The following is a 25,056-nucleotide window of genomic DNA, read 5'->3' on the forward strand; positions in this document are numbered from 1 at the left end:
GTTTTTTCCACCATAAAATTGCGGCAAGTATATCAAAAAAGCCCTGCTGCGTCGCATTGAAGCTGCGGCAGCATCTGCAAGGCTGTGATAAGCTTGCGCCAAAGCGTGACAAACGGAAATAAAATCAGCGATGAGCAGCAATTCTCCTACCATTTGGCAAGAAATTGACGAAGTCAAAGCCGCAGTCAGCCAGGTGCTGGCCCATGCCAAACAACTGGGCGCCAGCAGCGCCGAAGCTTCGATGAACCGCACCCGGGGTTTAAGTGTCGAAACCCGCCACGGTGAAGTGGAAACTGTTGAATTTAATCAGGATGGTGGCCTTGGTATCAGCGTTTATGTTGGCCAGCGCAAAGGTTCGGCCTCAACTGCCGATTTAAGCCCGGCTGCACTGAAACGCACCGTAGAAGCGGCTATTGATATTGCCCGTTATACCTCGGAAGACCCTTGCGCCGGTGTGGCCGATAAAGACGCGCTGGAGTTTTCACCACCGGATTTGGATTTATTTCATCCGGGGGATATCAGCACTGAGCAGGCCATTGCCATTTGTATTGCTGCTGAAGAAGCCGCTTTTGCCACAGACTCACGTATTACCAACTCTGATGGTGCGTCTTTTTCCTCCCATCAGGGGCTCAAGGTGTATGGCAACAGCCATGGCCAGTTGGTGGGTTACCCCAGCAGCCGTCACAGTTTCAGCTGTTCAGTCATAGGTGAAGAAGGCGATGACATGCAGCGGGATTACAGCTACACAGTCAGCCGTGAATTGGGTTTATTGCTTGATCCGAAACAAATTGGCCGCGAAGCAGCGCTGGAAACTGTCAGCCGCCTCAATAGCCGCAAACTGGGCACACAAAAAGTGCCTGTCATTTTCCGCGCTGATATTGCCAGCAGTTTGTTTGGTCATTTAGTGTCGGCGATCAGCGGTGGTGCTATTTACCGTAAATCCAGTTTTTTACTGGATAAAGTCGGCCAGCCGGTGCTGTCGTCAAAAGTGAATATTATTGAACAACCGCATTTACTGCGTGGCCTGGCCAGTAGTCCTTTTGACAGCGAAGGGGTAAAAACCCGGGACCGCCAGATCATCACAGATGGTGTGTTAAATCAGTATCTGACCACCAGCTATTCAGGCCGCAAACTGGGTCTGCCAAGTTCAGGTCATGCCGGTGGCATTCACAACTGGATGGTGAGCCACGGGGATGCCAATTTAGCCCAGCTGCTGCGTGACATGGGCACAGGTTTACTGGTGACCGAGCTGATGGGCCAGGGCGTGAATAGTGTGACCGGCGATTATTCGCGTGGTGCTGCTGGTTTTTGGGTGGAGAACGGCCAAATTCAGTATCCGGTGTCGGAAATTACCATTGCCGGTAATCTCAAAGACATGTTTTTTGATATAGCCGCCATTGGCAACGACGTGGATAAAAGAGGTGGTGTGTTAACAGGCTCTGTGTTGATTGGCCAGATGCAAATTGCCGGGCATTAAGCCTGACCTTTAAACAAAAAAACCAGCTGCGGCTGGTTTTTTTGTTTTTCTTAAGGCCATTTTTAGCGAAGCTTTAAACGACAGTGATCTGGCTTAACTGCTTATTTGACTTAGATGATTATGCAGATGTAACCAGTGGGCGGCCTGATAATCTGCGGTATTTAAAGCACCATAAGCAAAATGCGGCGCTAAGGTTACACCACTGCTGCTTTGCTGAATAAAGGCCTCCAGCGTTTGCAAAAGTGCGGTCAGCGCTTGTTGTGCATCCTCGTTTGGCTCAAGTGCCGCCATACCCGGAATAGGCTCGGCCAAAGGATGGGTCATAACCCCCGCAGCTTTAAAGCTAAACAGCGCCAGTTTGCCGGCTGTGTGCTGAAACAGCGGCGATTTTTGCACAGGGAAACCTGTTAAAGAACCCTGAATACTCTGGGCGCAGTGCCGGAAAATTTGCGCTGGGTTCCAGTCGCCGCTGCTCGCCAGAGTTTTGCCTTGCAGGCTTTTAAGCTTTTGATAAAGCTCAGTTAAATCAAAGTTTCTGCCATTACCAAGCACTGTGCCGCCAAGGGCTACACCGGCCACACTGAGGCTGCTGATAGCGATAAATTGTCTTCTGTTCATGGTTTTGCCCCTGAGGCGGTGATTGTTGCGGCTGCAGTTCAAACTAAACAAATGCGGCTGCAATTTGAATGTATTCAGCCGGTTGTCAGCCAAGACTGGCACAATGCCGCTTTTTTTGCAGTATGCCCTGAATGGCGCTGTCGCTGCCAGTATTGCCGCTTGTGTTGCTACTGCTGTTGTAGCAGCACAGAGAAATTCCAGCGTAGATTTTGTTTTTCTTATGATAAACTTGCACGTCACACTGCATAAAAACAGCGGTTACAGGCGTTAAAACGGGAAATGTTATGAGCCAAGTCAATATTCTGTGTATCAAATGGGGCAAAAAATACGGCCCGGATTACGTAAACAAGCTGTACAACATGGTCAGCCGCAACCTGACATTACCATTTCGTTTTATCTGTCTGACAGATGATGCGCAAGGTATTGATGCCAGCAAAGTGGAAGTAAAAGATATTCCTAAAGTAGGTTTTGCCGATTTTGATAACCGCGAGCCATGGAGTTTTGGTCACGGCTGGTTAAAAGTCACCAGTTTTGCCGACCCTTTATACGATTTAACAGGCCCGACTTTGTTTATTGACTTAGACGTGGTGATTGTTGGCAATATCGATTGTTTTTTTGAGCCTGAAGGCGAGTTCCGTGTCATTAAAGAGTGGGACAAAAAAGATGAAACCGGCAACACCTCAGTGTACCGTTTTAACATTGGCGCCCATGCCGATTTAATCGAAAACCTGAAGAATAATAAAGACAAAGTTCTGGCTTCTGTGCGTAATGAGCAGGAATATGTCACCAGCTATCTGAACAAACAAGGCAAGTTGCAATACTGGCCGGCCGGCTGGTGTGTCAGCTTTAAACGTCATTGTATGCCAAAAGGCATTATGAGCTTCTTTAAGCCTGCCACTATTCCTGAAGGCGCCAAAATTGTCGCTTTCCACGGTAAGCCAAACCCGCCTGATGCCATTTTAGGTGTCAGCGGCAAATGGTACCGCCGTGTGCTGCCAGTGCAGTGGGTTGCGGATCTGTGGCGTTAAGCCGGGCGCTTATTGCATGAAAATGAAAGTTTTTGTGATTAACCTCGACCAGTCGGTCGAGCGTTATCAGCATGCGGTGGCGCAGTTTGCACCTTACCCGGACATTGTGGTGGAGCGGATCAGCGCTGCCGACGGCCGGGTGATGAGCGAAGCGCAACTCAGCCAGTATTATTCGCTGGAGCTGAATAAAAAGCACTATCACAAAATGCTGCGCCCTGGTGAAAAAGGCTGTTATATCAGTCACATCTGGTGCTGGCAGCAAATTGTGGCTCAGCAGCTCGACTTTGCCATCATTCTCGAAGACGATTTTATTCTGCAGTGTGATTTAGCCGCGCTGGTGGATGCCATTCGTCAGCTGCAGCAGCCCTGGCATTATCTGAAACTGGCCATGCCAAATAAGCAGCAGCCGGTGTTAGAGCGCACGCCAATGGCCCATGACTTTTCGCTGGTGCATTATCAAAAAATGCCGGTATCTACTGTGGCGCAGGCGGTGAGTCTGGCTGGTGCCAAGTTGCTGCTTGAGAAGATGCAACCCTTTTACCGCCCGGTGGACGTGCAGCTGCAATACAGCTTTGATTTAGGCATTCAGGTGATGGGCGTGCAGCCATTGCCGTTTCGGCCCGAGCTGGAATTTGAAAGCCTGATCAACCCGCACCAGAAACAAGCTGTGAACAGGCCGTTGTTTTATAAAAGCCGGTTATGTTTTAGCTGGCAGAATTTATGGCATAACCTGCGGCATTACGGCTTGTTTGCTTATCTGCAGGCGAAAAAATAACGCTGATTGTTGGCGGATTGATTGCCCAAACTGCGGCCATAACTGCCGAAATATAAAAAAGGAGCTGATTTCAGCTCCTTTTTTATTGATGCTGCCATACCATCGACACAGCCTGATGGCGCTATTCTGGTAATGTACTGCTGTGCGCAGTATGATCACGCCATCTTTATTGTGCTGGATTAGTGTTTTGTCGCGACTTTTATTTCCTCTGGGCATTGTGACCTATAGCCTGCTGCTGTATCTGCTGCGTTTTCCGATGTTGCTGTTGTTTATTTACCGCAGTAAAGCCGATCCTGCTTACCGGCAGCGTTTTGCCGAACGTTTTTGTTATCAGTCTATTCCGGCGCGGGCAGCCGGTGGCATTGTGGTGCATGCAGTGTCTATGGGCGAAGTCGTGGCGGCAACGCCGCTGATTAAACAGTTGCTGGCCACTTACCCTGATTTACCCGTCACAGTCACCTGCACCACACCCACAGGCTCAGCCCGTATCAAAGCCAATTTTGGCGACAAGGTTTTTCATTATTATTTGCCTTTTGACACCCCGGGCAGCAATCAGCGTTTGCTGAAAAAATTGCAACCGCAGTTGATACTTTTATTGGAAACTGAACTTTGGCCCAATCTCATCCGGCAATGTCACCAGGCGGCTATTCCTGTGGTGTTAGTCAATGCCCGTTTATCAGCGCGCTCTGCCCGGGGTTATCGCCGTTTTATGCCGCTGGTGCAGCCAATGCTGGCGCAGCTGACGGTGATTCTGACGCAGGACAATAACAGCCGCCGCCGTTTTTTAACCTTGCTTGGCATCAACAACGCCAAACAAGACAGCGGCCAGGAAGTGATACCAAAGGTACTAAACACCGGCAATCTGAAATTTGAAGTGCAGCAAAACGCTGCGCTGAAGCAACAGGCAACAGACTTTCAGACGCAGTTGCAGGGCCGTGCGGTCTGGGTGGCCGGCAGTACACATGCCGGTGAAGATGAACAAATTTTGCAGGCATTTGGTCAGGTACTGGCTAAAAAACCCGACACGCTGCTGATATTGGTGCCGCGCCATCCGGACCGTTTTGATGCTGTGGCAACACAGATCACACAGGCGGGGTTTTCGCTGGTAAGACGCAGTAGTCTGCAGCCATTGTTGCCCACAACTCAGGTGTTGCTTGGCGATACGATGGGCGAACTGATGCTGTGGTATCAGCTGGCCGATGTGGTTTTTGTCGGCGGTTCGCTCATTGAGCGGGGCGGTCATAATCCGCTGGAGCCGATGAGCCTGGGTAAAACTATTCAATCCGGCCCTTATGTGTTTAATTTTGCGCTGGCTTTTAAACAGCTTGAGCGCAAGCGGGCGGTGAGTTTTGTGAAGAATGCCGAAGACCTGGCACAAAGTACGGTCAATTTGCTGGATGATGAGGCAAAACGCCAGCAGATGGCGGCGCAGGGTTTAGCGCTTTACCAGCAGCAAGGCGGCGCTACCGCCAGGGTACTGCAAACAGTGACAACTTTATTGCCAACAACAGGAGCGCACCATTTGCAACAGCGCGACGGGACAAGCGAAATTTGGTTCGACCCGCAGTTATTGTCTGCCGGTGGTTTTGCCAGGGCTGATAAAAAACTGTTTCAGGCGGCATTCTGGCAGCGACAAAATGCGGTGACAGGCCAGTCGAGCGGGCGTAATACGGTGTGGTTTGTCAAAGCCAATAGCGAACAATGGGTACTGCGTCATTATTACCGCGGTGGTTTAATTGGCAAAATTAACAAAGACTGGTTTTTTGCTGTACCACTGGCCAAAAGCCGTGCTATGGCAGAATTTGCCATGTTGCAGCAGATGGTGCAGCTGGGGTTGCCGGTCCCCAAACCAGTTGCAGCCTTATATACAGCCAGGGGTTTAGGCTACAGTGCTGATATTCTGCTGGAGCTGATCCCGGGCAGCATTGATATTTGCCATTTATTGCAACAACGGGCGTTAACAGCAGAGGAGTGGCAGCAGCTTGGCGCTATGTTAAAACAGTTTCATTTGGCTGGGGCTTATCACTCAGATATGAATTGCCACAATATGTTGCTGGACCCACAAGGCAAATTCTGGCTGCTGGATTTTGATAAATGTGCCTTCCGCCAGGGGCAGGATTGGCAACAGGGTACGATGGACAGGTTGTTAAGGTCGTTACGCAAAGAAGCCAGGTTAGCAGGTGAAAAAGCACAGGCCTTTTATTGGCAGGAAACTGACTGGGCCTTATTGCTGCAGGGTTATCAGACGCCATAAATCACTGCAGTTGTTGTGATGTGCCTTGTGCCAGAGTTGTTTGTCTGAAGTTGGCGCAAGCCGGGTTGGCTAGCCGAGAGCTGTGAGCAGTAAAATCAATCCATTAAAAAGGGCGCCTGTTGGCGCCCTTGCTGTTTTTATTTCTGCTCAGTAAGGTTTACTGATAAGAAGTGTTCAGTGTTACACCAGACGCTGAAGAGTAACCACGGATACCGATATGGTAAGTGGCTGCTACAGGGTTAGTGAAGCTACAAGTTTCGTTGTTACCGGTTTTGTATGGACGGCAATCGTAAGTGCTGGTGGTTGGGTTGGCACCACGACGGACATAGAGGTCGGCATCACCTGTGCCACCGCTGATGCTGATGGTCAGGTTCGTTTTTCCGCTTGGTACTGTCAGGGTGTAATATTTCCAGCTGCCTGAAGTCACACTGATATTGGTTACCTGAGCTGTTGTTGGGGAAGTGCCACCGCCGGTAGTGCCGGCAGCTTTAGCCACTGCAGCAGCGGCGTCAACAATACCTGTGCCACAGCTGGTGCATGTGGCCGGGAAAGCGCGGGTGGTGGTTTTTAAGATAGATTCCACTTCATCCGGCGTTGCCGTTGGTTTTTTCTGCATGATCAGTGCAGCAACACCAGCGACGTGCGGCGCAGCCATAGAGGTACCCTGAGAATAACCGTAGCTGTCTGAACCAGGTACTGTAGTACCGGTGTTGTAAGTAGACAGGATACCGTTGCTGTCGTTGGCTGAGTTCATGGCGCCGCCAGGAGCTGCTACGTCAATTGAAGTACCGTAGTTAGAATAATAAGCACGGCCACCATTGCGGTTGGTAGAAGCTACGTTGACCACACCGGCACAGTTGCCCGGGTTGTAGTTGTTGGCGTTGTCGTTGTCGTTACCTGAAGCAATAACCACCACAGTGCCGCGTGAGCGGGCAGAGTTAATGGCAGCCTGAGTGGTTGAGTCACAGGCACCTGAACCGCCGAGGCTCATGTTAATAACTTTAGCCGGGTTCGGGTTGGCTGGTACGCCAGATACGGTGCCGCCTGAAGCCCAGATAATACCGTCAGCGATATCTGAAGTGTAACCACCACATTTACCTAATACACGCACAGGCACAACTTTGGCCTGATAAGCCACGCCAGCAACACCAGTACCATTATTGGTTACTGCAGCAATAGTGCCTGCAACGTGTGTACCGTGCCAGCTGGAGTTCTGAGCCTGAGTCGGGTAACCGCTACCACAGGCACCAACTTCAACCCAGTCACCTGGATCGCGGGCGTCTGAGTCACGGCCGTTGCCATCATTACCGACAAAGCTGTCAGAAATCATGTCGTAGCCAGGCAGGATATTGGCATTTAAATCGGCATGTGGACGGTAGCCGGTATCTAATACCGCAACCACCACGCCTGAACCAGTGGCGCTGTCCCAGGCGGCAGGCGCACGCAGGCCACCTGTTGTTTCATAATAATGCCACTGGCTGGCATATTGGGTGTCGTTTGGCACTGCATTAATAGTTAAAATACGGTCTTCTTCAACCTGCGCAACGTTGCCGTCTTTGGCCAGGTTGGCCATCATTTCTTTTTTCTCTTTTTCACTCAGACGACGTTCTGCACGCACGATGTGACGGCCACCGACAGCACTTTCACGCACATATTGCAGTTCGCTACCAGCCAGTGCTGATAAAGTTTCTTCAACGTGTAACTTTGCATTTAATGCCTGTTCTTGTTGCAGGCTGTTTTCACCACCCTGAGTCTGACCTTTCAGAGACACAATAAACTGAGTGTGCAGCTCCTGAGCAACTTTTGCATTGCTCAGGGTTGGTACTGTTAACAAATCTGGTACTTCAGCAGCCTGAGCAGATAAACACAGGGCTGACAGGGTCGCGAGGGCGATTTTATGTAAATGGAACGCTTTGTTTTGCATGGAAATTCTCACAACTTGTTTTTTGGTTATTTGCCTGGATTTTCCTGCCGTAGTTTTTATGAATGGGGCAGGCTGCGCAATAATTCATCAATATGTTACCAATGTAAAGAGATGTAATTTAACATTTAATCCTTTTATAGGTACTGCTTAGAGCGGATGTCGGAACATCCGGTTAAACCGCCGCCAGTTGCACTGCCACCTGATCTCGCTGTAAGCCACAGCGGCTCAAGCTTGTGTTACAAATAGTTACAACTGTATGCAATTTAGTAAACGGAATAAGTTATATCAAAAAGTAATAAAAAAAGATCGCGGTTGGATCTGTTTTGTCATCAAATTGGCATTTTTAGCAGATAACGGCGTTGAAATTGCCTTTCTGCAGACAGTCGCCGACAATAGCGCTTTTATGATGATTAAAGAGTGCAGATGCTGATGCAGCAGTGGGATGTAATAGTGATAGGAGCCGGTGCTGCCGGCTTATTTTGCGCCATAGAAGCCGCCAAAAGAGGCCGCAAAACGCTGGTGCTGGATAATGGCAAACGTATTGGCCGTAAAATTCTGATGTCGGGTGGTGGCCGTTGTAACTTCACCAATATGTACGCCAGCCCGGCGAATTTTTTATCGCAAAACAAACACTTCTGTAAGTCTGCCTTAAGCCGGTATACCCAGTGGGATTTTCTGGCGCTGGTGCAGCAATACCAGATCCCTTATCACGAAAAAACACTGGGTCAGCTGTTTTGTGACAACAGTGCCAAAGATATTGTCGACATGTTACAGCAGGAATGTGACAAAGCCGGAGTGCAGATAGCACTGCAGCAGGAGATCCAGACTGTTGCATTTAACGATGGCCAGTATCAGTTGCAAACAAACGGCCTTAGCCGCAGTTGCCAGAGCCTGGTGGTGGCCAGCGGTGGTTTAAGTCTGCCCAATTTAGGCGCCACTGCGTTTGGTTTTCAGCTGGCCGAGCAGTTTGGTCTGAAGGTGTTGCCGGTGCGCGCCGGTTTGGTGCCGCTGACCTGGCAACCGGATGACAAAGCAGTTTACGAAGAAATCAGCGGTGTGTCTTTGCCCGTCACTGCAGAGGCCAATGATGTGCTATTCCCGGAAGATATGTTGTTTACCCACCGTGGATTAAGCGGGCCGGCCATTTTGCAGGTGTCATCGTTCTGGCATCCGGGCGATGAAGTGGTGGTGAATTTATCACCACAGCAGAGTGTATTGGATTTCCTTAGTGAAGCGCAGCAAAAACATCCGGAGCAGGAACTGAAAACTGCACTGTCACGGCTGTTGCCCAAAAGGTTGGTGGAAAAGCTGCTTGAACAAAATCTGCTGACTAACCAGCCACTCAAAGCACTCAATGCTAAAAGCAGCCAGCGCATTGCCGGCTTATTACATCATTTTGTGTTTAAACCCAATGGCACCGAAGGTTACCGCACCGCAGAAGTCACCCTGGGTGGGGTTGATACCGATGAGCTGTCCTCCAAAACCATGGAAGCAAAAAAACAACCGGGTTTATATTTTATCGGTGAAGTGGTGGATGTCACTGGTTGGCTCGGTGGTTATAACTTCCAGTGGGCCTGGAGCTCTGGTTGGGTGGCCGGGCAATATTGTTAAAAATCCAGAGTTTGCTGAGGTGTTATTGCTGGTACAGCAAACTGCAATCTTGCCGTTGGCTACTCTGTTGAACTTGTTGTTGCGTTTTTTAATGCCGGCAGTCTTGCCGGCGTTTCCTGCTGAATTTGACTGAACTTCACTCCGCTATTTTATTGTGTCTGTAGCTGTTGTTAGTAAAGTGTTTGATTTAATAACATTTTTAATCGTCTAAAACTTTTACACCCCTCTAGCGCTTAATTATTAATCATCTGTTTTGGTTCAACTTTTTTATCTGGCACGGCGAATGCTGTATTAGCAATGGATAAATTAGGAGGACCTATGATTAACAGGACATTCACGCTGAAATCTCTGGTGCTGGCATGCTGTTTGGTCAGCACTTCTGCTCTGGCCGGCCATATCAGCGGTGGTGAAGGCCATGGCGGCGGTGGCGGAGGCGATGACTCCGAAGATTTTGTTGACTTAAAAACCTGTAAGTTAACCGACATGGAGCTCACCTACCTGCGGGCTTTGGAACCGGCAGGCCAACCGCAACTGCCGGTCCCGCCGGAACTGGCGCCCGTCTATGCCGAGGCCTGTTATGGTTTTGTGGTGGGCAACAATAGTGATATGGCGTTACCTATCGACAACCTGGGTATAGACAATGATGGCTGGTTTAATACACCAACAGGTCTTTGGGCCGATGGTGCTTTTGATCCGGAATTACTGGATTTAGATGATGACGGTGATGCAGATGACCCGGGTTGGGTTTATATGGGTAAAGATGAAGGTCAGGGTTTTAAAGGTGCCATTATTCCCGATCCTGATCCGGATGACGATGTTGATCAGGAATATAAATTTGTAGACGATTTATTCAGCTGTAGTGCAACTGTGGATGGTACCTATGGTACCTGTGTCAATTTTATCTCCGGTTTCTGGAAGTTTACCCCACCTTCCACTCAACCTGAATTGTTGATTGACCTGCTGGGCGGCTCGTTTTTTGACCAGGTTGCTGTGGTGTTTAAAGGCGGTAATGGCTTTGCCATTTACAATTTCACTTTGTCCCAATTAGGTTTGGATCCGATTTTGGCAGGCGACATTAAATATGAATTTGGTGGTAAATTTGACCTGTCGCAAACAGTCGTGAACACAGGGGGCAGTTCTGCCGGCTTATCTAATATTTCACTGTGGGCCCGTGACCCCTTCCTGCCCACTCAGGTGTCTGAACCTGGTTATCTGGCGTTGTTAGGTATAGCGCTGTTGGTCTTATACCGTCGTCGCCAGTTGCGTTGTTAGTTGTATTAGTGCTGTTGTACTGTTAAAGCCGTTCTCCGATGTTAAATCCCGGCCAGATGCTCAGGCCGGGATTTTTTTTTCGATAATTTTTTGCCTGTGCCGATCAAAAAGTAACCGCTTCCAGCCCTTGCTACATCAAGCTTGTACCTTGTTCCCTAAATTTTTACATTTAATTACGACTGTAAAAATTGTTGTAATACCCTATTGCAGTGATGAGTCGAATATGTCATTTATTAAGCATAACCTAATGTAGATTTGCGTTAGGCTTTACAAAATATGCGGCAGGATGCCCCACAAAACAACACACACCCTTGACACATGCAACAGGAATCGTAGTTATGAATTTCAAAAAAGTGGCTCCAATCGCAGCAGCAGTGCTGGCGGCCGTTAGTTATACCCAGGCAGCTCAGGCGTCAGATCGGGTCATCCTGCAAGTAGACAATGCCAACAAAGGTATTGTAACCGCATTATCACGCCAGTTAGGCGGTGAAGTGAAACTGGAAGCTGATGGTTTTATCTCTGTTCAGTTTGAAGGTAAAACTTTTGACGAAATCAAAGGTATTTTAAAGAACCCACATATCAAACTGGTGGAAGAAGACTTTAAACGTACGCCAATGGCGCTGTATAACGATGACGCTGGTAACCCGATGCTTGACCAGCTGACACCTTATGCTGTTTATCAGTCTCAGGTAAAGCAAGTGGCATTTAACCTGGGCACAGCACCAAAAGTTTGTGTGATTGACTCAGGTCTGGATCGCAGCAACATCGACTTCGAATGGGGCAGCATCACAGGTGATAACGACAGCGGCACTGGCAACTGGGACGTGAACGGTGGTCCACACGGTACGCACGTTGCCGGTACTATTGGCGCAGCCGATAACGGCGTGGGTGTTGTGGGTATGGCACCAGGCGTGCCAATGCACATCATCAAAGTATTTAACGCTGAAGGTTGGGGTTATTCTTCAGACCTCGCTTACGCTGCACAAAAATGTAAAGCTGCCGGCGCGAAGATCATCAGCATGAGCTTAGGCGGTGGCGGTTCAAATACCACTGAATCAAACGCATTCCAGAGTTTTGTCGATGGTGGTGGTTTAGTGGTTGCAGCTGCAGGTAACGACGGTAACAACGTTCGTTCATACCCTGCCGGTTACCCTTCAGTGATGATGGTGGGTGCCAACGATGCTAACAACAATATTGCTGATTTCTCTCAGTTCCCAAGCTGTACTTTAAATCGCACTACAGATGAAAAAATCTGTGTGGAAGTCACAGCTGGTGGTGTTGACACACTGTCAACTTACCCTGCAGGTATGGCAACAGTGGCCAGCCTGACCACCAACAACGGTGCTTTTGCTTCTTCTGCCATGGAAAACGTTGGCACAGCTTCTGGCTCAACTTTCTTCATGGGCACAGCTGAAACTGTAAACACAGGCGCAGCCGGTAAAATCTGTGTGATTGACCGTGGTGTGATCTCTTTCCATGACAAAGTGAAAAACTGTCAGACTTCAGGTGGTATCGGTGCCATTCTGATCAACAACACCGCCGGTATGTTATACGGCACTCTGGGTGAAGGCACTGCCAACACCACCAGCATCCCTGCAGTAGGTGCAGCTTTTGAAGACCGCGCAGCTCTGTTAGCGGCCACTTCAGCCACTGTTGCCATTGAAGGTGGTGATTATGGTTATATGAGCGGTACTTCAATGGCAACTCCGGCAGTTTCAGGTGTGGCAGCTCTGGTATGGTCTAACCACCCAAGCTGTACTGGTCAGCAAATCCGTTCAGCCTTAAAAGCAACGGCGAAAGATGCAGGCGCTGCCGGTAAAGACGTGTACTTCGGTTACGGTATTGTGCAGGCCAAAGCCGCGCATGACTACCTGACTGCGCAGGGCTGTGGTGCAACTGGTGGTGGTTCAACAATTACGCTGGCGACTACTTCGTACAATAGTAAAGGCAAACGTCGTGTTGACCTGAAATGGGCAAACGCCACTGGCAGTTCTGTGGACGTGATCCGCAATAACGTGAAACTGGTAACGACAGCCAACGACGGTTTATACACAGATACACTGTCAGTGCGCGGTACTTACAACTACAAAGTTTGTAACGCCGGTACCACAGTATGTAGCTCTACTCAGACAGTGGTTTATTAATCCCTGTTGAGCTTACCGTGTTTACAAAGAGGGTAAACACCCGCATCACTGCACAACAAATGCTGTAGTGCACCGTGCAGTGATGCACCAAGTTGTTGTTAACGTAAAGGCAGCCGGTTGGCTGCCTTTTTTTATGCTGACGGGAAAATCAGTTAAGCTGTGTGGCCTTGTCACAGCCGATTGATCACAACACAAAGCGGGGAGATGGATGTTCAAAGTATTGTTGGGGGTATCCCGCTGGAATTTTCTGAGTTTAACCTTGCTCACCATCGCTTTGGCAGCAGTTACCGCAAGGTATCAGGGGGCAGAGGTACAACAGCTGCAACTGGGATTGGTGTTGTTGCTGGCGCTTTGTGCCCATATCTGCGTCAATGCCTTTAATGAATATTTTGATTTCCGTTCTGGTCTGGATTTGCTGACCAGCCGCACACCTTTTAGTGGTGGCAGCGGTACTTTGCCACAACAGCCAACTTATGCCGGGGTAGCGCTTTTGCTGGCGCTGGTCACTTTATTATTGGTGATTGGTATTGGGCTATATCTCACCTGGCAGCTGGGCGCGCAGGCATTATGGATTGGTATTCCGGGCGTGTTGTTGCTGTATAGCTACACCCAATATTTGCAGCGTTCGCCTTTATTATGTTTGTTAGCGCCAGGTGTGGGTTTTGGTGTATTGATGTTTTTAGGCGCGCTTTGGGCGCTGGGAGCACAACTGACGGCAGGTGCCGGGGTTATCGCTGTTATTTTGCTGCTTTTGTGCAGTAACTTATTGTTGCTGAATCAATTTCCGGATGTAGAAGCGGATCGTCAGGTGGGCCGGCGACATCTGCCGATAGTGCTGGGGCTGGTGCCGAGCACCAGGTTGTTTGCGGCTTTTTACCTGCTGCTTTATCTGTTGCTCAGTCTGGCGGTATGGTTTGGGCTTTTGCCCTTGTTATGTCTTGGTATGCTGCTGACCTTGCCGCTATTTGTGCTGCTGTGGCTGCATATCAACAATGCTTTAGAGCAAAACACTGATTTAGTGCCGGCTTTGGCGCTGAATGTGCTGCTGGTGCATTTATGTCTTTTATTGTTACTGCTGGCTTTATACTGGAGCAAAACCGCTACAGTGTGATATCCGGCCTGCATGGCTGTTATACCATGTGATACAGGCCGGCATCTTCAGTTAACGGTGCAGATCGCCGGCTTGTTCCGGCTGATACACAATAGCGTTGATGCGGATCTTCTGCGCCGGATCAGCAGGGGTTGGCCAGGCAATTTCATCGCCAACCGCCAGACCCAGAATAGCGCTGCCTACAGGTGCCAGCACCGAAATTTTTTCGCCGCTCTGATCCAAATCCTTTGGATACACCAAAGTGAAAGTCTGGGTTTGTGAGGACGAGCCCACGCTAAAGCTGACTTTGCTATTCATCGTCACCCGGTCGGGCGGCATTTCAGCAGGTTCAACGATAATAGCCCTTTCCAGTTCCTGTTCCAGCTGCTCCACTTCGGGGCTGTGTGGTGGTAACTGGCTCAGCAGATGCTCAAGTCTGGCAATATCAAGGCTGGATAACATAATGTCTGGTTTTGGCTGCATAACAGCTCCTTTTATTGGTGTTGGTTGAGTTTTTTCAGTTTATGCAACTGCAAATAACTGCAGTATGTGAGTTAAAAATCCGGGAAATTCCTGTATTGCTCACTGGCGTTGTATTGTTTTTGGTCGTCGGCATTTTGACCGCAACAATAGGGATAAATTCAGGACAGGCCGGCGCTGTCCGAAGCGCCGGCTCAGGCAGGGCAGATAACTGGCAAGACAGCTAACAAAATAACTGAAGGATAAAACGGGGCTGTGGTTGCCAAAACGCACTCCGGTAGCAGCTGTCATTGATACCGGCACCATAAAACATTTAACCGCGCAAGGCAACGTAGTGGCGGAGTGTGCGTCGCCTCAGAGCCATGTTGCGGCCAGCAGTTCACCGCATCACAGCTGATAACGTGCCATTTCCTGTTGCATCTGATCGGCCATCAATTGCAGCTGATGACTGGCGCTGCTTAATTGCTGACTTTGTCCGGCGCTGTGTTCCACCGCACTGGCAATTTTTTCCATATTGCCGCTGATCATGGACGACACTGTGGCCAGTTGTTCGGTGGCGCTTGCCAGCTGATCGTTCACATCAACAATGCTGGTAATAGCGGCGCAGATGCGTTGCAGCGCAGTGCCTGCTTCATCTGAGCAATAAATAGTGCTTTGGGTGTCTTGTTCGCTGGCTGCCATGGCTTGTACGGCAGTGCCGGCACCCTGGCGGATGTCTTCAATTCTTTTGCTGATATCCTGGGTGGAGCTTTGGGAACGGCTGGCCAAAGTCCGTACTTCGTCGGCCACCACGGCAAAACCACGGCCCTGTTCACCGGCTCTGGCGGCTTCGATAGCGGCGTTGAGAGCCAGTAAGTTGGTTTGTTCGGCAATACCGCGGATCACGTCTGTGACTGTACCCACAGCTTCACCGTGGCGGTTCAGTTCGGTAATCAATTCAGCCACATCGTGCAGTTTATGCCCCAGGTGGCTGATGGCATTTTTGGTTTCAGACACCGCCTGTTCGCCATGGGCCGCTTCGGCAGTGGCGTCGCGGGTGGCCTGAGCTGCAGTTGTGGCGCTGCGCGCCATATCTTCACAGGTTGCCGACATCTGATGCACAGCTGTGGCCACCTGAGTAGTCTGATGCATCACATCCTGCAGCGTATGCTGACTTTGGTTGCTGTGCTGCTCCAGCTCCGTCGCCTGAGCGGCCAGCCGGGTCGCCAGTTTGCGTTGCTGCGCTATCATATTGCCTAATGAAATGGCCAGTTGTTGCAGTGCAAACAATAAACTTTGTGGCTCGGCCTGTTGTTGGTTGTTGAAGCGGAAATCGCCGGCCGCCACCTGCTGCACCATGGCAACAGCTGTGGTCACTTCACAACCCAGCAGTTTTAAAATCCAGCGCCGGATAAAAAGCGCCAGGCCCACCGTCAGCAATAACAACAGCACAATAAGCCCGCCAAGCTGTAACGCAAAACTCTGAAATTCCTGCTCTACATCATCAATATAAATACCGGAGCCGACTAGCCAGCCCCAGGGTTTAAAGGCGCTGACAAAAGACAATTTTAAATAAAGTTCGCTGCTGACGCCGCCTGTAGCAAGCGGTTTAGGCCATTGATATTCCACAAAACCTTTATCAAAACGCTCCACCACCTGCACAGCGCTGCTAAAAAGGTTGGCGTTATCAAGCGGCGCGGTAAAACTGCCATCAAGGTTGCGCATTAAGGTGGCGCGGTTAAAGCTGTCTTTATTCAGCACTGTGCCGTCCAGCGCCGGTACTGTCGGGTGCATAATCATGCCAGGCAGGGGTTTGCTGAGGTCGTTGATCCAGACATATTCAGTGCCGGAATAACGCAAGGCTTTGAGCGCCGCTATAGCTTGTTGTTGTGCTTGCTGCCGGTTGAGCTGGCCTTGCTGTTCCAGCTGGTAATAATGCGTCAGCAGCGACTGTGCGCTGTCGACCACAGCCTGTACTTTACTTTCCCGCCCCTGCATCAGGCTGTGTTGTAATGAAGTTAAAGTGACAACAATCACCAGCACAAAACCAAAAAAAGTTAATAAGGGTATTAATAACAGCCTGCCACCTACAGTGCTTAAAAATGCCATATCGCCCTCCAGCGCTACTGATTTATGCTTTGCAGCACAATCCGGGATCCGGTTAAATCATAGCGGCTTATCATGTTTTTTCCTGTGAGCGCAGCGGGGGGCAAAGGCTCAGGCGGGCTTGGAATTGTGTTGCTGTGGGGAATTTAAATAGCAGTAGCAGCTGTTGGTGCTACTGCTGTGTGATGCTCAATCTTAGCGCCCGGGTTTTACAATCAGCACATCATGATGCAGATGTTGCAGCACTTTTTCGGCGGTGTTACCCAGCAACAAACCGGACAAACCTGTGCGGCCAATACTGCCCATCACCAGTAATGAGGCTTTGAGTTTTTTGGTGACTTGCTGAATTTCCTGCTCCACGACACCGGCCTGCAGATGAAGTTGATAATGGGTCAGTTGTTCTGCGTTGGCAAAAGCTTCCAGTTTGGCCTGTAACGTCGGCGCGGACTTTTCCAGCACTGCGGCACCTGAGGTTAAGTCCAGATCCTGCAACATCGGATTCACCGGTACCACCTGTACCAGATGCAGAATGGCTTCATTATGTCTGGCAATACGCCAGGCAAACTCGGCAACTTTGCGGTTCAGTTCTTGCTGCACCGGGCTGTCGTTTTGTAAGTCTACGGCCGCTACCACAGCTTTATGCTGACGTTGTGGTTTGTCACTCATCAGCAACAGCGGAATATGCAGCGCCCGGATCAGTTGCCAGTCGGTTGGGGTATAAAACAGTTGTTCGGTTCTGTGACCGGCTTTAATCACCAGATCATAATGTTGGTCAGCACAGAGGTCGCGAACCCAGCTGGTGATATCGTCCTGATGCACGGCAAACACTTTATGTGGGGCCTGTGACAGCTGATGGGCCGACAAGGTTTGTTCAACCAGAGCGGCAATGGTGGCGGTGTTGCTGATGCCGGTTTTTTCGACAGTGTCGTGGCTGATAAAAGCGACAAAATGAAAGCTGGCAGCATTACCTTTCAGTAAAGCAGCCGCTTTATCCAGCATGGGAGCTACATCTTTACTGAAATCCCAGATAATCAGTATCTTACGCATGTTTACCTCCTGATAATTACCCATACCCTAGCCGTTGCAACCTAAGTGGTCAAATTTTGTTCGCCATTATGTGTTGAGATATAAGGTCCGTGAAAATGCGATGAAGCCGCAAGCGGTTACTGCTAAATTTAGCGCACGCCCATATAAGCTACAGGAGAAGTGATGCAACATCTTGATCCAGGCCATACATCTGTCATAAAGATGATGATTGAGCCCCGAATTGCCGATTTGGGTGATTTTTCAGTGCGGCGGTTATTGCCGGTGAAAGAACGAAAAACTATCGGCCCCTGGATATTTTTTGACGAAATGGGGCCGGCCGGATTTGCGCCTGGTTCTGGTATTAATGTTCGGCCCCACCCGCATATAGGCCTTGCCACTGTCACTTATTTATTTCAGGGCGAAATTTTGCATCGCGATTCACTTGGCAGCTTGCAGCTGATCCAACCTGGTGACATTAACCTGATGGTGGCCGGAAAGGGCATAGTGCATTCAGAGCGCGAGCGGCCAGAAGTCACAGCCACCGCCCACAGTCTGCATGGGTTGCAGTTGTGGCTGGCCTTGCCGCTGGCCGATGAAGAAACAGACCCGGCTTTTTATCATATTCCGTCGCTCCATATTCCGGCGTTGGATATCAACGGGGTCGCGGTCCGGGTGCTGATGGGCACGGCTTATGGTGTCAGTTCCCCTGTGCCGGTGTTTTCCAACACTTTGTATCTGGAGGCATTTTTAAAACCTGGTCAGCAGCTGGTATTGCCTCAGGCCGCTGAGCTTGGTTTATATCTGCTGTCGGGTCAGTTACAGCTGAACGGTCAGCCGTTGCAGCAGCAGGTGCTGGTGGTGCCCGATACAACACAACAGCTGACAGTGACAGCCCAAAAAGAAGCGCGTATTGCGTTGATTGGCGGAGATGCCATAGGCCAGCGTTTTGTTAACTGGAACTTTGTCTCCAGCAGCAAAGCACGGATTGAACAAGCTAAACAAGACTGGCAACAGGGCCGTTTTGCCAAAGTGCCCGGCGATGAAACGGAATTTATTCCTTATCCGGTGTCTTAGCGGCAAGTGTGCGCCAAACAAGGTAAAATGCTGTTTTTTGCGGTAAAGTTGCAGCGGCATTTTTAGCCGGTGCCTTTTCGCCCACTTTTTTGGCAGGTGTATTGTTGTGATAGCCCATAAATATCAACCTATCGTTTTTGCCTTTTTTATGGCTTTATTGATGTCTTGCCTGATGTCGCTGGTGATTAGTCTGTTTAATGTCGGGCTGGTCGATAACATCATCCAGATTTGGCTGCGTGCCTGGTTGTTTGCTTTTGTGGTGGCTTTTCCGGCAGTGATGCTGGTGGCGCCGTTGGTCAGGCGGCTGGTGGCCCTGGTGGTGAAACCACAATAAAACTGCGGAATAACCTGCCCTGCCGGTGCAGTTGTGGCGCTGTGTTACTAAGGACGGCAGAAAAATTAAAGTGCAATTTTGCCCAATAAACAGACCGTTTCCTACTTTAGGAAAGTCTGTTACAGTGAGCCGCTATTTTTGCTTATCAGTGTTGGCTGCCTGCAATCTGTGATCAACACAGCAGCTGCTGCACTGATGGCTGCCAGCATAATTCAGGATGAATGGGTTCGTTAATACAGGGAGTGTGTGGTGGATTCTTTTACCTTACAAGTCGGCTCTGCGCTGGTCAGCGCCATTATGATGATCAGCCTGTTTTTGTTATATCGCGCCAGTTCGCGTGAGTTGTGTCTGCTCGACTGGAGTGTTGCCGGCCTGCTGTTTTTCCTGCGAAATTGCCTGAGTGTGGCATATTTTCTGCCCCAGCTGACCAATCTGGTGTCTGGCGCACTGGTGAATGCGTTATACCTCAGCGCCCATGCTGCCATTCTGGTCGGGGTGCGCCGCCATCTTGGGCTCTGGCCCGGCTGGCCGCTGGTTGGTGCTCTGGCCATACTGGTGCTTGCGCTGAATCTTATTCCTGCAGTGCAACAGTCGGTGGCGCTGCGGCTGATGTTGATGTTGCCGCTGGTGCTGCTGTTGTGTCTTGCCACTTTATATACGTTATGGCGGGCGCCTGATCCGCAGATGCGCTCTGTGTATCTGTTATTGATGGGCATTGAGCTGCTATTTAGCCTGCAGTTACTGGTGAAGATTGTATTGGTGGCGCTGGATCCGGATATGCCGCTGACGCTGGCCGGCGATGAGTTGCTGCAAACCTCGGGTTATCTCGCCATGTCTGCTTTTATTATGTTAACAACTATGGCCTGTGCGCTGATTGTGATCCGCCGTCAGGAGCTGGAACTGCGCCGCGCGTCCGATACAGATCCACTGACCGGCTGGTTGAACCGCCGTGCGCTGCAACGTATTGCCAGTCATGAATTTGCCCGTAGTGACAGAACAGGTCAGCCCTGTGCAATCTTAACTTTTGATATTGACCATTTTAAGAAAATTAACGACAGCTACGGTCATGCGGTGGGTGATGAAGCATTAATCCATGTCACCCGCCTGGCGCAGGATGTACTGCGCGGTTACGACTATCTGTTCCGGGTTGGCGGCGAAGAATTTGTCATTCTGCTAACCGACGTCCAAAGTGCGGAACTCAGTGCAGTCGCGTCCAGACTCAGGCGCAAAGTGCTGAAACAGCCGCTTATGTGCGGGCAGCTGCAAATTCCGGTGACAGTCAGTGTGGGTTATGCCGAGCGGCAACTGAATGAAGATTGGCAAACTGTTTTAGACAGAGCAGACCGGGCTTTGTATCACGCCAAAGACCATGGTCGCGACAGGGTCAGTTTTTATAACGCTCACAATATGCTGGAATGGCTGCGCTGATACTCAGCCTTTTGCATAAAAACAGCAGCGATTGCACTTTTAGCAGCGATCCTGCTCGTGCAGGCAATGCCGCTAACCCTTGCTGTAGCGGGTAAAAGTTTTTATATTGCTGCGGTTTGTGTTTTGCCACAATGGCGCACTCATATAAAGATTCAGATAAAAACTTAGAATAAACATCAGGATAATGCTGCATTTTGCTATTGGGTAGCAGTTGTGGTTGTCGGAACAGGGATTGTCATGCGGTATTGTGGGCTGTTGGTTTTAGGGTTGTTGGGTTCAGCGGGTGTGCCGGGCTCTGAGCGCCAGTTTAGTGTGAATGAATGTGCAGCGCTTGAAGCGGAGCGGGTGGCCATTCAGGCCAAAATGCGCAGTGGTTATGATGTCAGCGAATATAACTTTCTCAATGGCCGCGAGCTGAAGTTATTTCAGTTACAGGCCCGTCATTGTGTGCATCCGATCCCGGATGAGCAGGCGGCGGCAGCTTATCTGGCGCCACATAAAACGCAGCGGCAGCAACCAAGCCCAATTCGTGACGAATTCCCGCTGATGCAGGCCAATAATGCAGTTTTTGCCGGGGCTATGGCCAAAGCCTGGGATAATTTTTATCAGATGCCGGTGCAGTGCAGGGTACATCAGCAAAGTGCAGAAGATTTTGTATTTTGTGCTGAAGATAAATTGCGTCAGCGTCAGGCCTTTTTGGAGCAATGGCAGCAAACACAATCGGGCACTGAGCTTGCCGGTACAGCAGCACAGAGTTTGCAAAACACCGGGTCGCAGCAAGCCGGTCGCAGCGGATTTCAGCCACAGAACGCCGCTGATAGGCCGTCCTATCTGGCTGAGCGCAGTCTGAACCTAAATCAGACGTTGTCACCACAGTCGCAGCACAGACAAGACGGAGCTGTGGCTGAGTTAAAACCACAGTCAGGCACTTATCGCGAACCTGTGATGACACCACTACAAATAAATAATTCTGCCCAATTGCAGCAGTTCAGTGGTCTGGGACTGGGCGCTTTAGTGATGTTTTTATGGATGAGCTGGTGGTTGTGGCGCCGTTAACCAAGCCTAAAACTGAGCTTGAACGAGCTATGGCTTAGTTTGCTGCCTGTGACCAGCGGACAAAAATAAAAAGGCCGGGCACTCAGCTTGCTGCCCGGCCATCATCTATGCACTGTGTTGCTGCCGTTTAAACCACAACCGGCACTAAGCTGCTGACTAAACCAATGGCAGCGCCAAATACACCGCCCCATACCACCAGCCAGCCCAGATGCCGGGCTATCAGTTGTTGCATCAGTTCCTTTACCAGTTGCGGCGTCAGTTCATCCAGTCTGGCCTGCACCAGGGCGGCAATTTTCGGTTGCAGCTGATTGATATTTTCTGCCGAACTTAATTGTTGTTGCAGCTGTTGTTGTACTGCTTCACTTGAGGCAAGTTCAATCAGGGATGCACGCAGATTATCAACAAAAGGCTGTTGCAGCGGCAATAACATCTGAGCACCGCCGAACATCGCCAGCATGCCGCCTAACGACGACTTTTGCACTGTGTCGAGCAAAGCGGTAAAAGCCGGATTTAAGTCGATGCTTTCAATCACAGGTTGCAGATTCAGCTGCATGGGTTCTGTGTCTGCGGTGCTGGCGGCAAGACGGCTGAAGTTATCCTGACTAAAAAACTGTTGCATCAACAGCTGATGCAGCGCCAGTTTTAATTCGGTAAAGCGTGCTGGTATCACACCTGAGCCATACAATAGCGGCACTTTTTCAAACAACATATGCACGGCCAGCCAGTTGGTAATGGCGCCGGAAAACGCAAATAAACCCATAGCCCAGAGCCAGGGCAACTGCAGCAGATAACCGCCGGCCATAGTGAGCAGTGCCAGCAGGTTGGTGATCATACTTTTATTCATGGTATCCCCCGGGAAAAACAACGGCGGCAATTTTAGAAAGCTCAGTCGGCAAGCACAAGAGTGCAGGTGCGTTTGATCACAGTGCTGGTTAGCAGCTTGAATAAATCGCTGGGCGATAGGGGGTAAATTTGGCACACTCAGTAGCTATCCTTTGCACAAAACCGGGAGTGTGATGTGGCTGTAACGGCGTTTTTTCCCTTAAGAGCCTTAGGCAGAATTTTATGGTTATGCAGTGCCTTGTTCAGCCTGCAACTGCAAGCTGCAGCAGCTGCTTTTGCGTTTTTACCTGAACAGCAGGTGTTGCCAGAGCTTAGCAGGCTGGAACAACAAGCCGTTGCTGAGCAAAAACAGTTATTGCTGGTGCTGGGGGCAACCTGGTGCCATGACAGCGTGGCTTTGCTGGAACAATTTAACCAACCTGCGCTAAAAGCTGCGCTGCAACAGCGTTACCTGCTGGCTTTTGTTGATGTGGCTTATCTCGAATTTGGCGCTGCCACTATGACAAGTTATCAGCAACCGTTGTATTACGGTACACCCACAGTGTTGATGATTGACCCTGTCAGTCGCCAGCTGCTGAATAAATCCACTGTGATGCACTGGACCAACGCCGCTAAGCTACAGCTTGCTGAGTATCAGCAGTATTTTTTAACAGACCAGGTGCAGCGGCAATATGCCAAAGAGCAGATGCAACTGGCGGCTATTCCGGCGGCTGTGCAACAACAAATCCATGATTTTGAACAGCAGCAGGCAAAAGCGCTGGCGCAGGCTTATCTGCAAGTCGGGCCTTTATTAAAAGCTTATAAAGAGTCGGGCAAACCGGCCAGCGATGAATTTAAGCAACGCTGGGACCAGCTAAAAGCCTTTCGTAGCAATATTTTGCCGCAAGTTGCACTGCTGCAGCAGCAGGCCATCAAGCTTGCGCCCGGTGAGATACTGACATTGCCAGCGCCTGTGGCAAACTTCTGAAACCACAGGCATTGGCGTGAATGGGAGCGTGCGGGCGCCGGAACTCTTTGGCGCTCCAGGCTAAGGTGAACAGTCTGAGCTAAGGGAGATCGGCCTGAGCGTCCGCTGTTTTGGCTGTTTGGCCCAGCAAAAATTGCAGTGGTATCGCGAGGCGCTCAGCCCAGGCTTGCTCTGAATGTTCAGCCCCAGGAAAAAACTGGCTTTGCCACAGCGGCGCCCGGTAACCCAGTTGTTGCATCAGTTGGTCAACCTTCTGTTGCAGTGGCGGATACATGGCATCCAGCGTCTGGTCGCCATAATCAAAATAAATTTTATGTTTGCCAGGTTGCGGCAGCTTGTTTTTCAGGTAGGCCAGGAAAGCCGCAGGGATAGGGTTGTTGTCGCTGTGAAACACACCAGGCCAATGAGTAGATAAACAGGCCGCGCCACCAAACACCTGTGGATATTCAGCTAAGGCATAAGCCGAAATTAACCCGCCCATGCTCGAGCCCATCACAAAAGTGTGGGCGCTGTCGCGGTACACCGGATAATGGTGGTCGATATAAGGTTTTAATTCAGTCACCAGAAATTTCAGATACTGATCTGAATAGACCTGACGCTGAAACAGTTTTTGGCCTGGCTGACGGTCCAGCTGATACAGCGCCTGCTGAGTGTTGGCCGGCAGAGCCTGAAAGGGCGCCTGCGGGAAATATTCGGCATGGCGGTTCAGCCCGGCATTATGCACAGCCACCACAATAAAAGGCTGTACTTTGCCGTTGTTTATCAGTTGTTGTGCTACTTCATCCACCCGCCATTCCTGCTTGTTCCAGCTGCTGCTGGCATCAAACAACATCTGACCGTCGTGCATATAAAGCACAGCATATTTCTGCTTGTTGTTGCGGCCAAATCCTTGTGGCAACCAGATATCGACAGTACGTGGCGGCACCAGTGCTGATGGAAATTGCTCCAGCCGCTTTATGCTGCCGGCACTGACTTTGGGCGTAGCCGCTGCAACACAGCTAAAAACTGCAATCACAAGCCATAAGCCAAGGCGTAATAACATCTGGTCAGCTCCGTTTGGGTGGAAAAATGCAGTATAAGTGAAAAAATTTGCGCCAGGGCCGGCATACGATTGCAGCGTTATTGCCGTTTGATTGCAGCCTTGCCCCCTTTAGCCATAACAAAGGGCGGCCAAAGGTTGCAGCGTTTCAGTCGCATGACAAAACGCCAGTTGTTGCTGTGCTTTTTGACTTAAAAAGCCGCCTTGGATCTGAGCAAATTCGGCAGGCATTGCGGCCAACAGATAACGCTGCAACAACAAAGTTGTCAGCTTTTGATGCGCCTCCGAAGCCAGCATCTGTTGTGCATCCTTGTTGTGATGCCAGTAGCTGAGCAACTGGAATTGCTGGCCATGTTGAAAAAAGCTCACGCCAAGACAACCCGGCTGCTGTTGAAAAAATTGCAACAGTAGGGTGTTGGCGTAAGCCTCAAGTTCAGCCTCTTTACCCGGTAAAATAGCGGCCTGCCATAACAAAATTTTCATGCTAATACCCTCCGGCTGTTCCATCCAGATACAGGTTAAACCTTGCCG

Annotated in this window: 21 protein-coding genes; 13 read left to right on the forward strand and 8 right to left on the reverse strand. The window is 50.2% G+C overall.

Annotated features, from left to right (window positions below):
- Positions 1-130: 130 nt before the first annotated feature.
- Positions 131-1,477 (forward strand): metalloprotease PmbA, encoded by a 1,347-nt coding sequence (gene pmbA / locus N3Z11_RS01920; protein WP_260655451.1) that lies wholly within the window; start codon positions 131-133, stop codon positions 1,475-1,477.
- Positions 1,478-1,570: 93 nt separating this feature from the next.
- Here the strand turns inward: pmbA and N3Z11_RS01925 are convergent, their stop codons facing one another.
- Positions 1,571-2,095, reverse strand: a complete 525-nt coding sequence (locus tag N3Z11_RS01925) for a DUF1569 domain-containing protein (protein ID WP_260655452.1) — start codon at positions 2,093-2,095, stop codon at positions 1,571-1,573.
- 284 nt (positions 2,096-2,379) lie between these two features.
- Between N3Z11_RS01925 and N3Z11_RS01930 the strand changes: the two genes are divergently transcribed.
- The 3 genes from N3Z11_RS01930 (at position 2,380) to waaA (ending at position 6,152) form a co-directional block, all read left to right on the forward strand.
- On the forward strand, positions 2,380-3,123 hold the full coding sequence (locus N3Z11_RS01930) for a hypothetical protein (protein ID WP_260655453.1): 744 nt from the start codon (positions 2,380-2,382) through the stop codon (positions 3,121-3,123).
- A gap of 16 nt (positions 3,124-3,139) precedes the next feature.
- Complete coding sequence (locus tag N3Z11_RS01935; RefSeq protein WP_260655454.1) at positions 3,140-3,898, forward strand: glycosyltransferase family 25 protein; 759 nt, start codon at positions 3,140-3,142, stop codon at positions 3,896-3,898.
- A 187-nt stretch (positions 3,899-4,085) separates the two neighbouring features.
- Complete coding sequence (gene waaA / locus N3Z11_RS01940; RefSeq protein ID WP_260655455.1) at positions 4,086-6,152, forward strand: lipid IV(A) 3-deoxy-D-manno-octulosonic acid transferase; 2,067 nt, start codon at positions 4,086-4,088, stop codon at positions 6,150-6,152.
- Positions 6,153-6,309: 157 nt separating this feature from the next.
- Here waaA and N3Z11_RS01945 read toward each other — a convergent pair whose 3' ends face one another.
- The gene (locus N3Z11_RS01945) at positions 6,310-8,076 is read right to left on the reverse strand and encodes a S8 family peptidase (RefSeq protein ID WP_260655456.1); all 1,767 of its coding nucleotides are present in this window, start codon (positions 8,074-8,076) and stop codon (positions 6,310-6,312) included.
- 429 nt (positions 8,077-8,505) lie between these two features.
- Between N3Z11_RS01945 and N3Z11_RS01950 the strand changes: the two genes are divergently transcribed.
- The 4 genes from N3Z11_RS01950 (at position 8,506) to N3Z11_RS01965 (ending at position 14,214) form a co-directional block, all read left to right on the forward strand.
- On the forward strand, positions 8,506-9,687 hold the full coding sequence (locus tag N3Z11_RS01950) for an NAD(P)/FAD-dependent oxidoreductase (RefSeq protein ID WP_260655831.1): 1,182 nt from the start codon (positions 8,506-8,508) through the stop codon (positions 9,685-9,687).
- Positions 9,688-10,005: 318 nt separating this feature from the next.
- Positions 10,006-10,959, forward strand: a complete 954-nt coding sequence (locus N3Z11_RS01955; protein WP_260655457.1) for a hypothetical protein — start codon at positions 10,006-10,008, stop codon at positions 10,957-10,959.
- A gap of 338 nt (positions 10,960-11,297) precedes the next feature.
- Positions 11,298-13,103: a S8 family serine peptidase gene (locus tag N3Z11_RS01960; RefSeq protein ID WP_260655458.1), complete on the forward strand. Its 1,806-nt coding sequence runs from the start codon at positions 11,298-11,300 to the stop codon at positions 13,101-13,103.
- Positions 13,104-13,311: 208 nt separating this feature from the next.
- Complete coding sequence (locus N3Z11_RS01965; RefSeq protein ID WP_260655459.1) at positions 13,312-14,214, forward strand: prenyltransferase; 903 nt, start codon at positions 13,312-13,314, stop codon at positions 14,212-14,214.
- 51 nt (positions 14,215-14,265) lie between these two features.
- Here N3Z11_RS01965 and rnk read toward each other — a convergent pair whose 3' ends face one another.
- From rnk to N3Z11_RS01980, 3 genes are all read right to left on the reverse strand, one after another.
- A complete protein-coding gene (rnk, locus tag N3Z11_RS01970) occupies positions 14,266-14,676 on the reverse strand; it encodes a nucleoside diphosphate kinase regulator (protein ID WP_260655460.1) in 411 nt (136 codons plus the stop codon).
- Between the two features lie 384 nt (positions 14,677-15,060).
- Positions 15,061-16,761, reverse strand: coding sequence for a methyl-accepting chemotaxis protein (locus N3Z11_RS01975; RefSeq protein WP_260655461.1), 1,701 nt, complete (start codon positions 16,759-16,761; stop codon positions 15,061-15,063).
- 192 nt (positions 16,762-16,953) lie between these two features.
- Positions 16,954-17,805 carry a universal stress protein gene (locus N3Z11_RS01980; protein WP_260655462.1) on the reverse strand — a complete coding sequence of 284 codons (852 nt, stop codon included), beginning with the start codon at positions 17,803-17,805 and terminating at the stop codon, positions 16,954-16,956.
- Between the two features lie 162 nt (positions 17,806-17,967).
- Here N3Z11_RS01980 and N3Z11_RS01985 point away from each other — a divergent pair, with 162 nt between their 5' ends.
- The 4 genes from N3Z11_RS01985 to N3Z11_RS02000 all read left to right on the forward strand — a co-directional run bounded on the left by N3Z11_RS01985 (position 17,968) and on the right by N3Z11_RS02000 (position 21,676).
- The gene (locus N3Z11_RS01985; RefSeq protein WP_260655463.1) at positions 17,968-18,858 is read left to right on the forward strand and encodes a pirin family protein; all 891 of its coding nucleotides are present in this window, start codon (positions 17,968-17,970) and stop codon (positions 18,856-18,858) included.
- Positions 18,859-18,964: 106 nt separating this feature from the next.
- Positions 18,965-19,192 carry a DUF2798 domain-containing protein gene (locus N3Z11_RS01990; protein WP_260655464.1) on the forward strand — a complete coding sequence of 76 codons (228 nt, stop codon included), beginning with the start codon at positions 18,965-18,967 and terminating at the stop codon, positions 19,190-19,192.
- 249 nt (positions 19,193-19,441) lie between these two features.
- Positions 19,442-20,620 carry a GGDEF domain-containing protein gene (locus tag N3Z11_RS01995; protein WP_260655465.1) on the forward strand — a complete coding sequence of 393 codons (1,179 nt, stop codon included), beginning with the start codon at positions 19,442-19,444 and terminating at the stop codon, positions 20,618-20,620.
- Between the two features lie 237 nt (positions 20,621-20,857).
- Complete coding sequence (locus N3Z11_RS02000; RefSeq protein WP_260655466.1) at positions 20,858-21,676, forward strand: hypothetical protein; 819 nt, start codon at positions 20,858-20,860, stop codon at positions 21,674-21,676.
- A gap of 127 nt (positions 21,677-21,803) precedes the next feature.
- Here N3Z11_RS02000 and N3Z11_RS02005 read toward each other — a convergent pair whose 3' ends face one another.
- The gene (locus N3Z11_RS02005; protein ID WP_260655467.1) at positions 21,804-22,520 is read right to left on the reverse strand and encodes a DUF445 domain-containing protein; all 717 of its coding nucleotides are present in this window, start codon (positions 22,518-22,520) and stop codon (positions 21,804-21,806) included.
- A 174-nt stretch (positions 22,521-22,694) separates the two neighbouring features.
- On the opposite strand from N3Z11_RS02005, the gene N3Z11_RS02010 reads away from it, so the two are divergent.
- The gene (locus N3Z11_RS02010; protein WP_260655468.1) at positions 22,695-23,486 is read left to right on the forward strand and encodes a thioredoxin family protein; all 792 of its coding nucleotides are present in this window, start codon (positions 22,695-22,697) and stop codon (positions 23,484-23,486) included.
- Between the two features lie 79 nt (positions 23,487-23,565).
- On the opposite strand, the gene N3Z11_RS02015 is transcribed toward N3Z11_RS02010, so the two are convergent.
- The gene (locus N3Z11_RS02015) at positions 23,566-24,528 is read right to left on the reverse strand and encodes an alpha/beta hydrolase (protein ID WP_260655469.1); all 963 of its coding nucleotides are present in this window, start codon (positions 24,526-24,528) and stop codon (positions 23,566-23,568) included.
- A 108-nt stretch (positions 24,529-24,636) separates the two neighbouring features.
- Positions 24,637-25,008, reverse strand: coding sequence for an antibiotic biosynthesis monooxygenase family protein (locus tag N3Z11_RS02020; protein ID WP_260655470.1), 372 nt, complete (start codon positions 25,006-25,008; stop codon positions 24,637-24,639).
- Positions 25,009-25,056: the final 48 nt, after the last annotated feature.

It is taken from the genome of Rheinheimera sp. 4Y26 (genome assembly GCF_025245835.1).
Classification (GTDB): Bacteria; Pseudomonadota; Gammaproteobacteria; order Enterobacterales; family Alteromonadaceae; genus Pararheinheimera.

What these genes read in the sequence shown, in the direction of transcription:
- pmbA (WP_260655451.1), top strand. Translation starts at nt 131, where the DNA reads ATGAGCAGCAATTCTCCTACCATTTGGCAAGAAATTGACGAAGTCAAA.
- N3Z11_RS01925 (WP_260655452.1), bottom strand. Translation starts at nt 2,095, where the DNA reads ATGAACAGAAGACAATTTATCGCTATCAGCAGCCTCAGTGTGGCCGGT.
- N3Z11_RS01930 (WP_260655453.1), top strand. Translation starts at nt 2,380, where the DNA reads ATGAGCCAAGTCAATATTCTGTGTATCAAATGGGGCAAAAAATACGGC.
- N3Z11_RS01935 (WP_260655454.1), top strand. Translation starts at nt 3,140, where the DNA reads ATGAAAATGAAAGTTTTTGTGATTAACCTCGACCAGTCGGTCGAGCGT.
- N3Z11_RS01945 (WP_260655456.1), bottom strand. Translation starts at nt 8,076, where the DNA reads ATGCAAAACAAAGCGTTCCATTTACATAAAATCGCCCTCGCGACCCTG.
- N3Z11_RS01950 (WP_260655831.1), top strand. Translation starts at nt 8,506, where the DNA reads ATGCAGCAGTGGGATGTAATAGTGATAGGAGCCGGTGCTGCCGGCTTA.
- N3Z11_RS01955 (WP_260655457.1), top strand. Translation starts at nt 10,006, where the DNA reads ATGATTAACAGGACATTCACGCTGAAATCTCTGGTGCTGGCATGCTGT.
- N3Z11_RS01960 (WP_260655458.1), top strand. Translation starts at nt 11,298, where the DNA reads ATGAATTTCAAAAAAGTGGCTCCAATCGCAGCAGCAGTGCTGGCGGCC.
- N3Z11_RS01965 (WP_260655459.1), top strand. Translation starts at nt 13,312, where the DNA reads ATGTTCAAAGTATTGTTGGGGGTATCCCGCTGGAATTTTCTGAGTTTA.
- rnk (WP_260655460.1), bottom strand. Translation starts at nt 14,676, where the DNA reads ATGCAGCCAAAACCAGACATTATGTTATCCAGCCTTGATATTGCCAGA.
- N3Z11_RS01975 (WP_260655461.1), bottom strand. Translation starts at nt 16,761, where the DNA reads ATGGCATTTTTAAGCACTGTAGGTGGCAGGCTGTTATTAATACCCTTA.
- N3Z11_RS01980 (WP_260655462.1), bottom strand. Translation starts at nt 17,805, where the DNA reads ATGCGTAAGATACTGATTATCTGGGATTTCAGTAAAGATGTAGCTCCC.
- N3Z11_RS01985 (WP_260655463.1), top strand. Translation starts at nt 17,968, where the DNA reads ATGCAACATCTTGATCCAGGCCATACATCTGTCATAAAGATGATGATT.
- N3Z11_RS02000 (WP_260655466.1), top strand. Translation starts at nt 20,858, where the DNA reads ATGCGGTATTGTGGGCTGTTGGTTTTAGGGTTGTTGGGTTCAGCGGGT.
- N3Z11_RS02005 (WP_260655467.1), bottom strand. Translation starts at nt 22,520, where the DNA reads ATGAATAAAAGTATGATCACCAACCTGCTGGCACTGCTCACTATGGCC.
- N3Z11_RS02015 (WP_260655469.1), bottom strand. Translation starts at nt 24,528, where the DNA reads ATGTTATTACGCCTTGGCTTATGGCTTGTGATTGCAGTTTTTAGCTGT.
- N3Z11_RS02020 (WP_260655470.1), bottom strand. Translation starts at nt 25,008, where the DNA reads ATGAAAATTTTGTTATGGCAGGCCGCTATTTTACCGGGTAAAGAGGCT.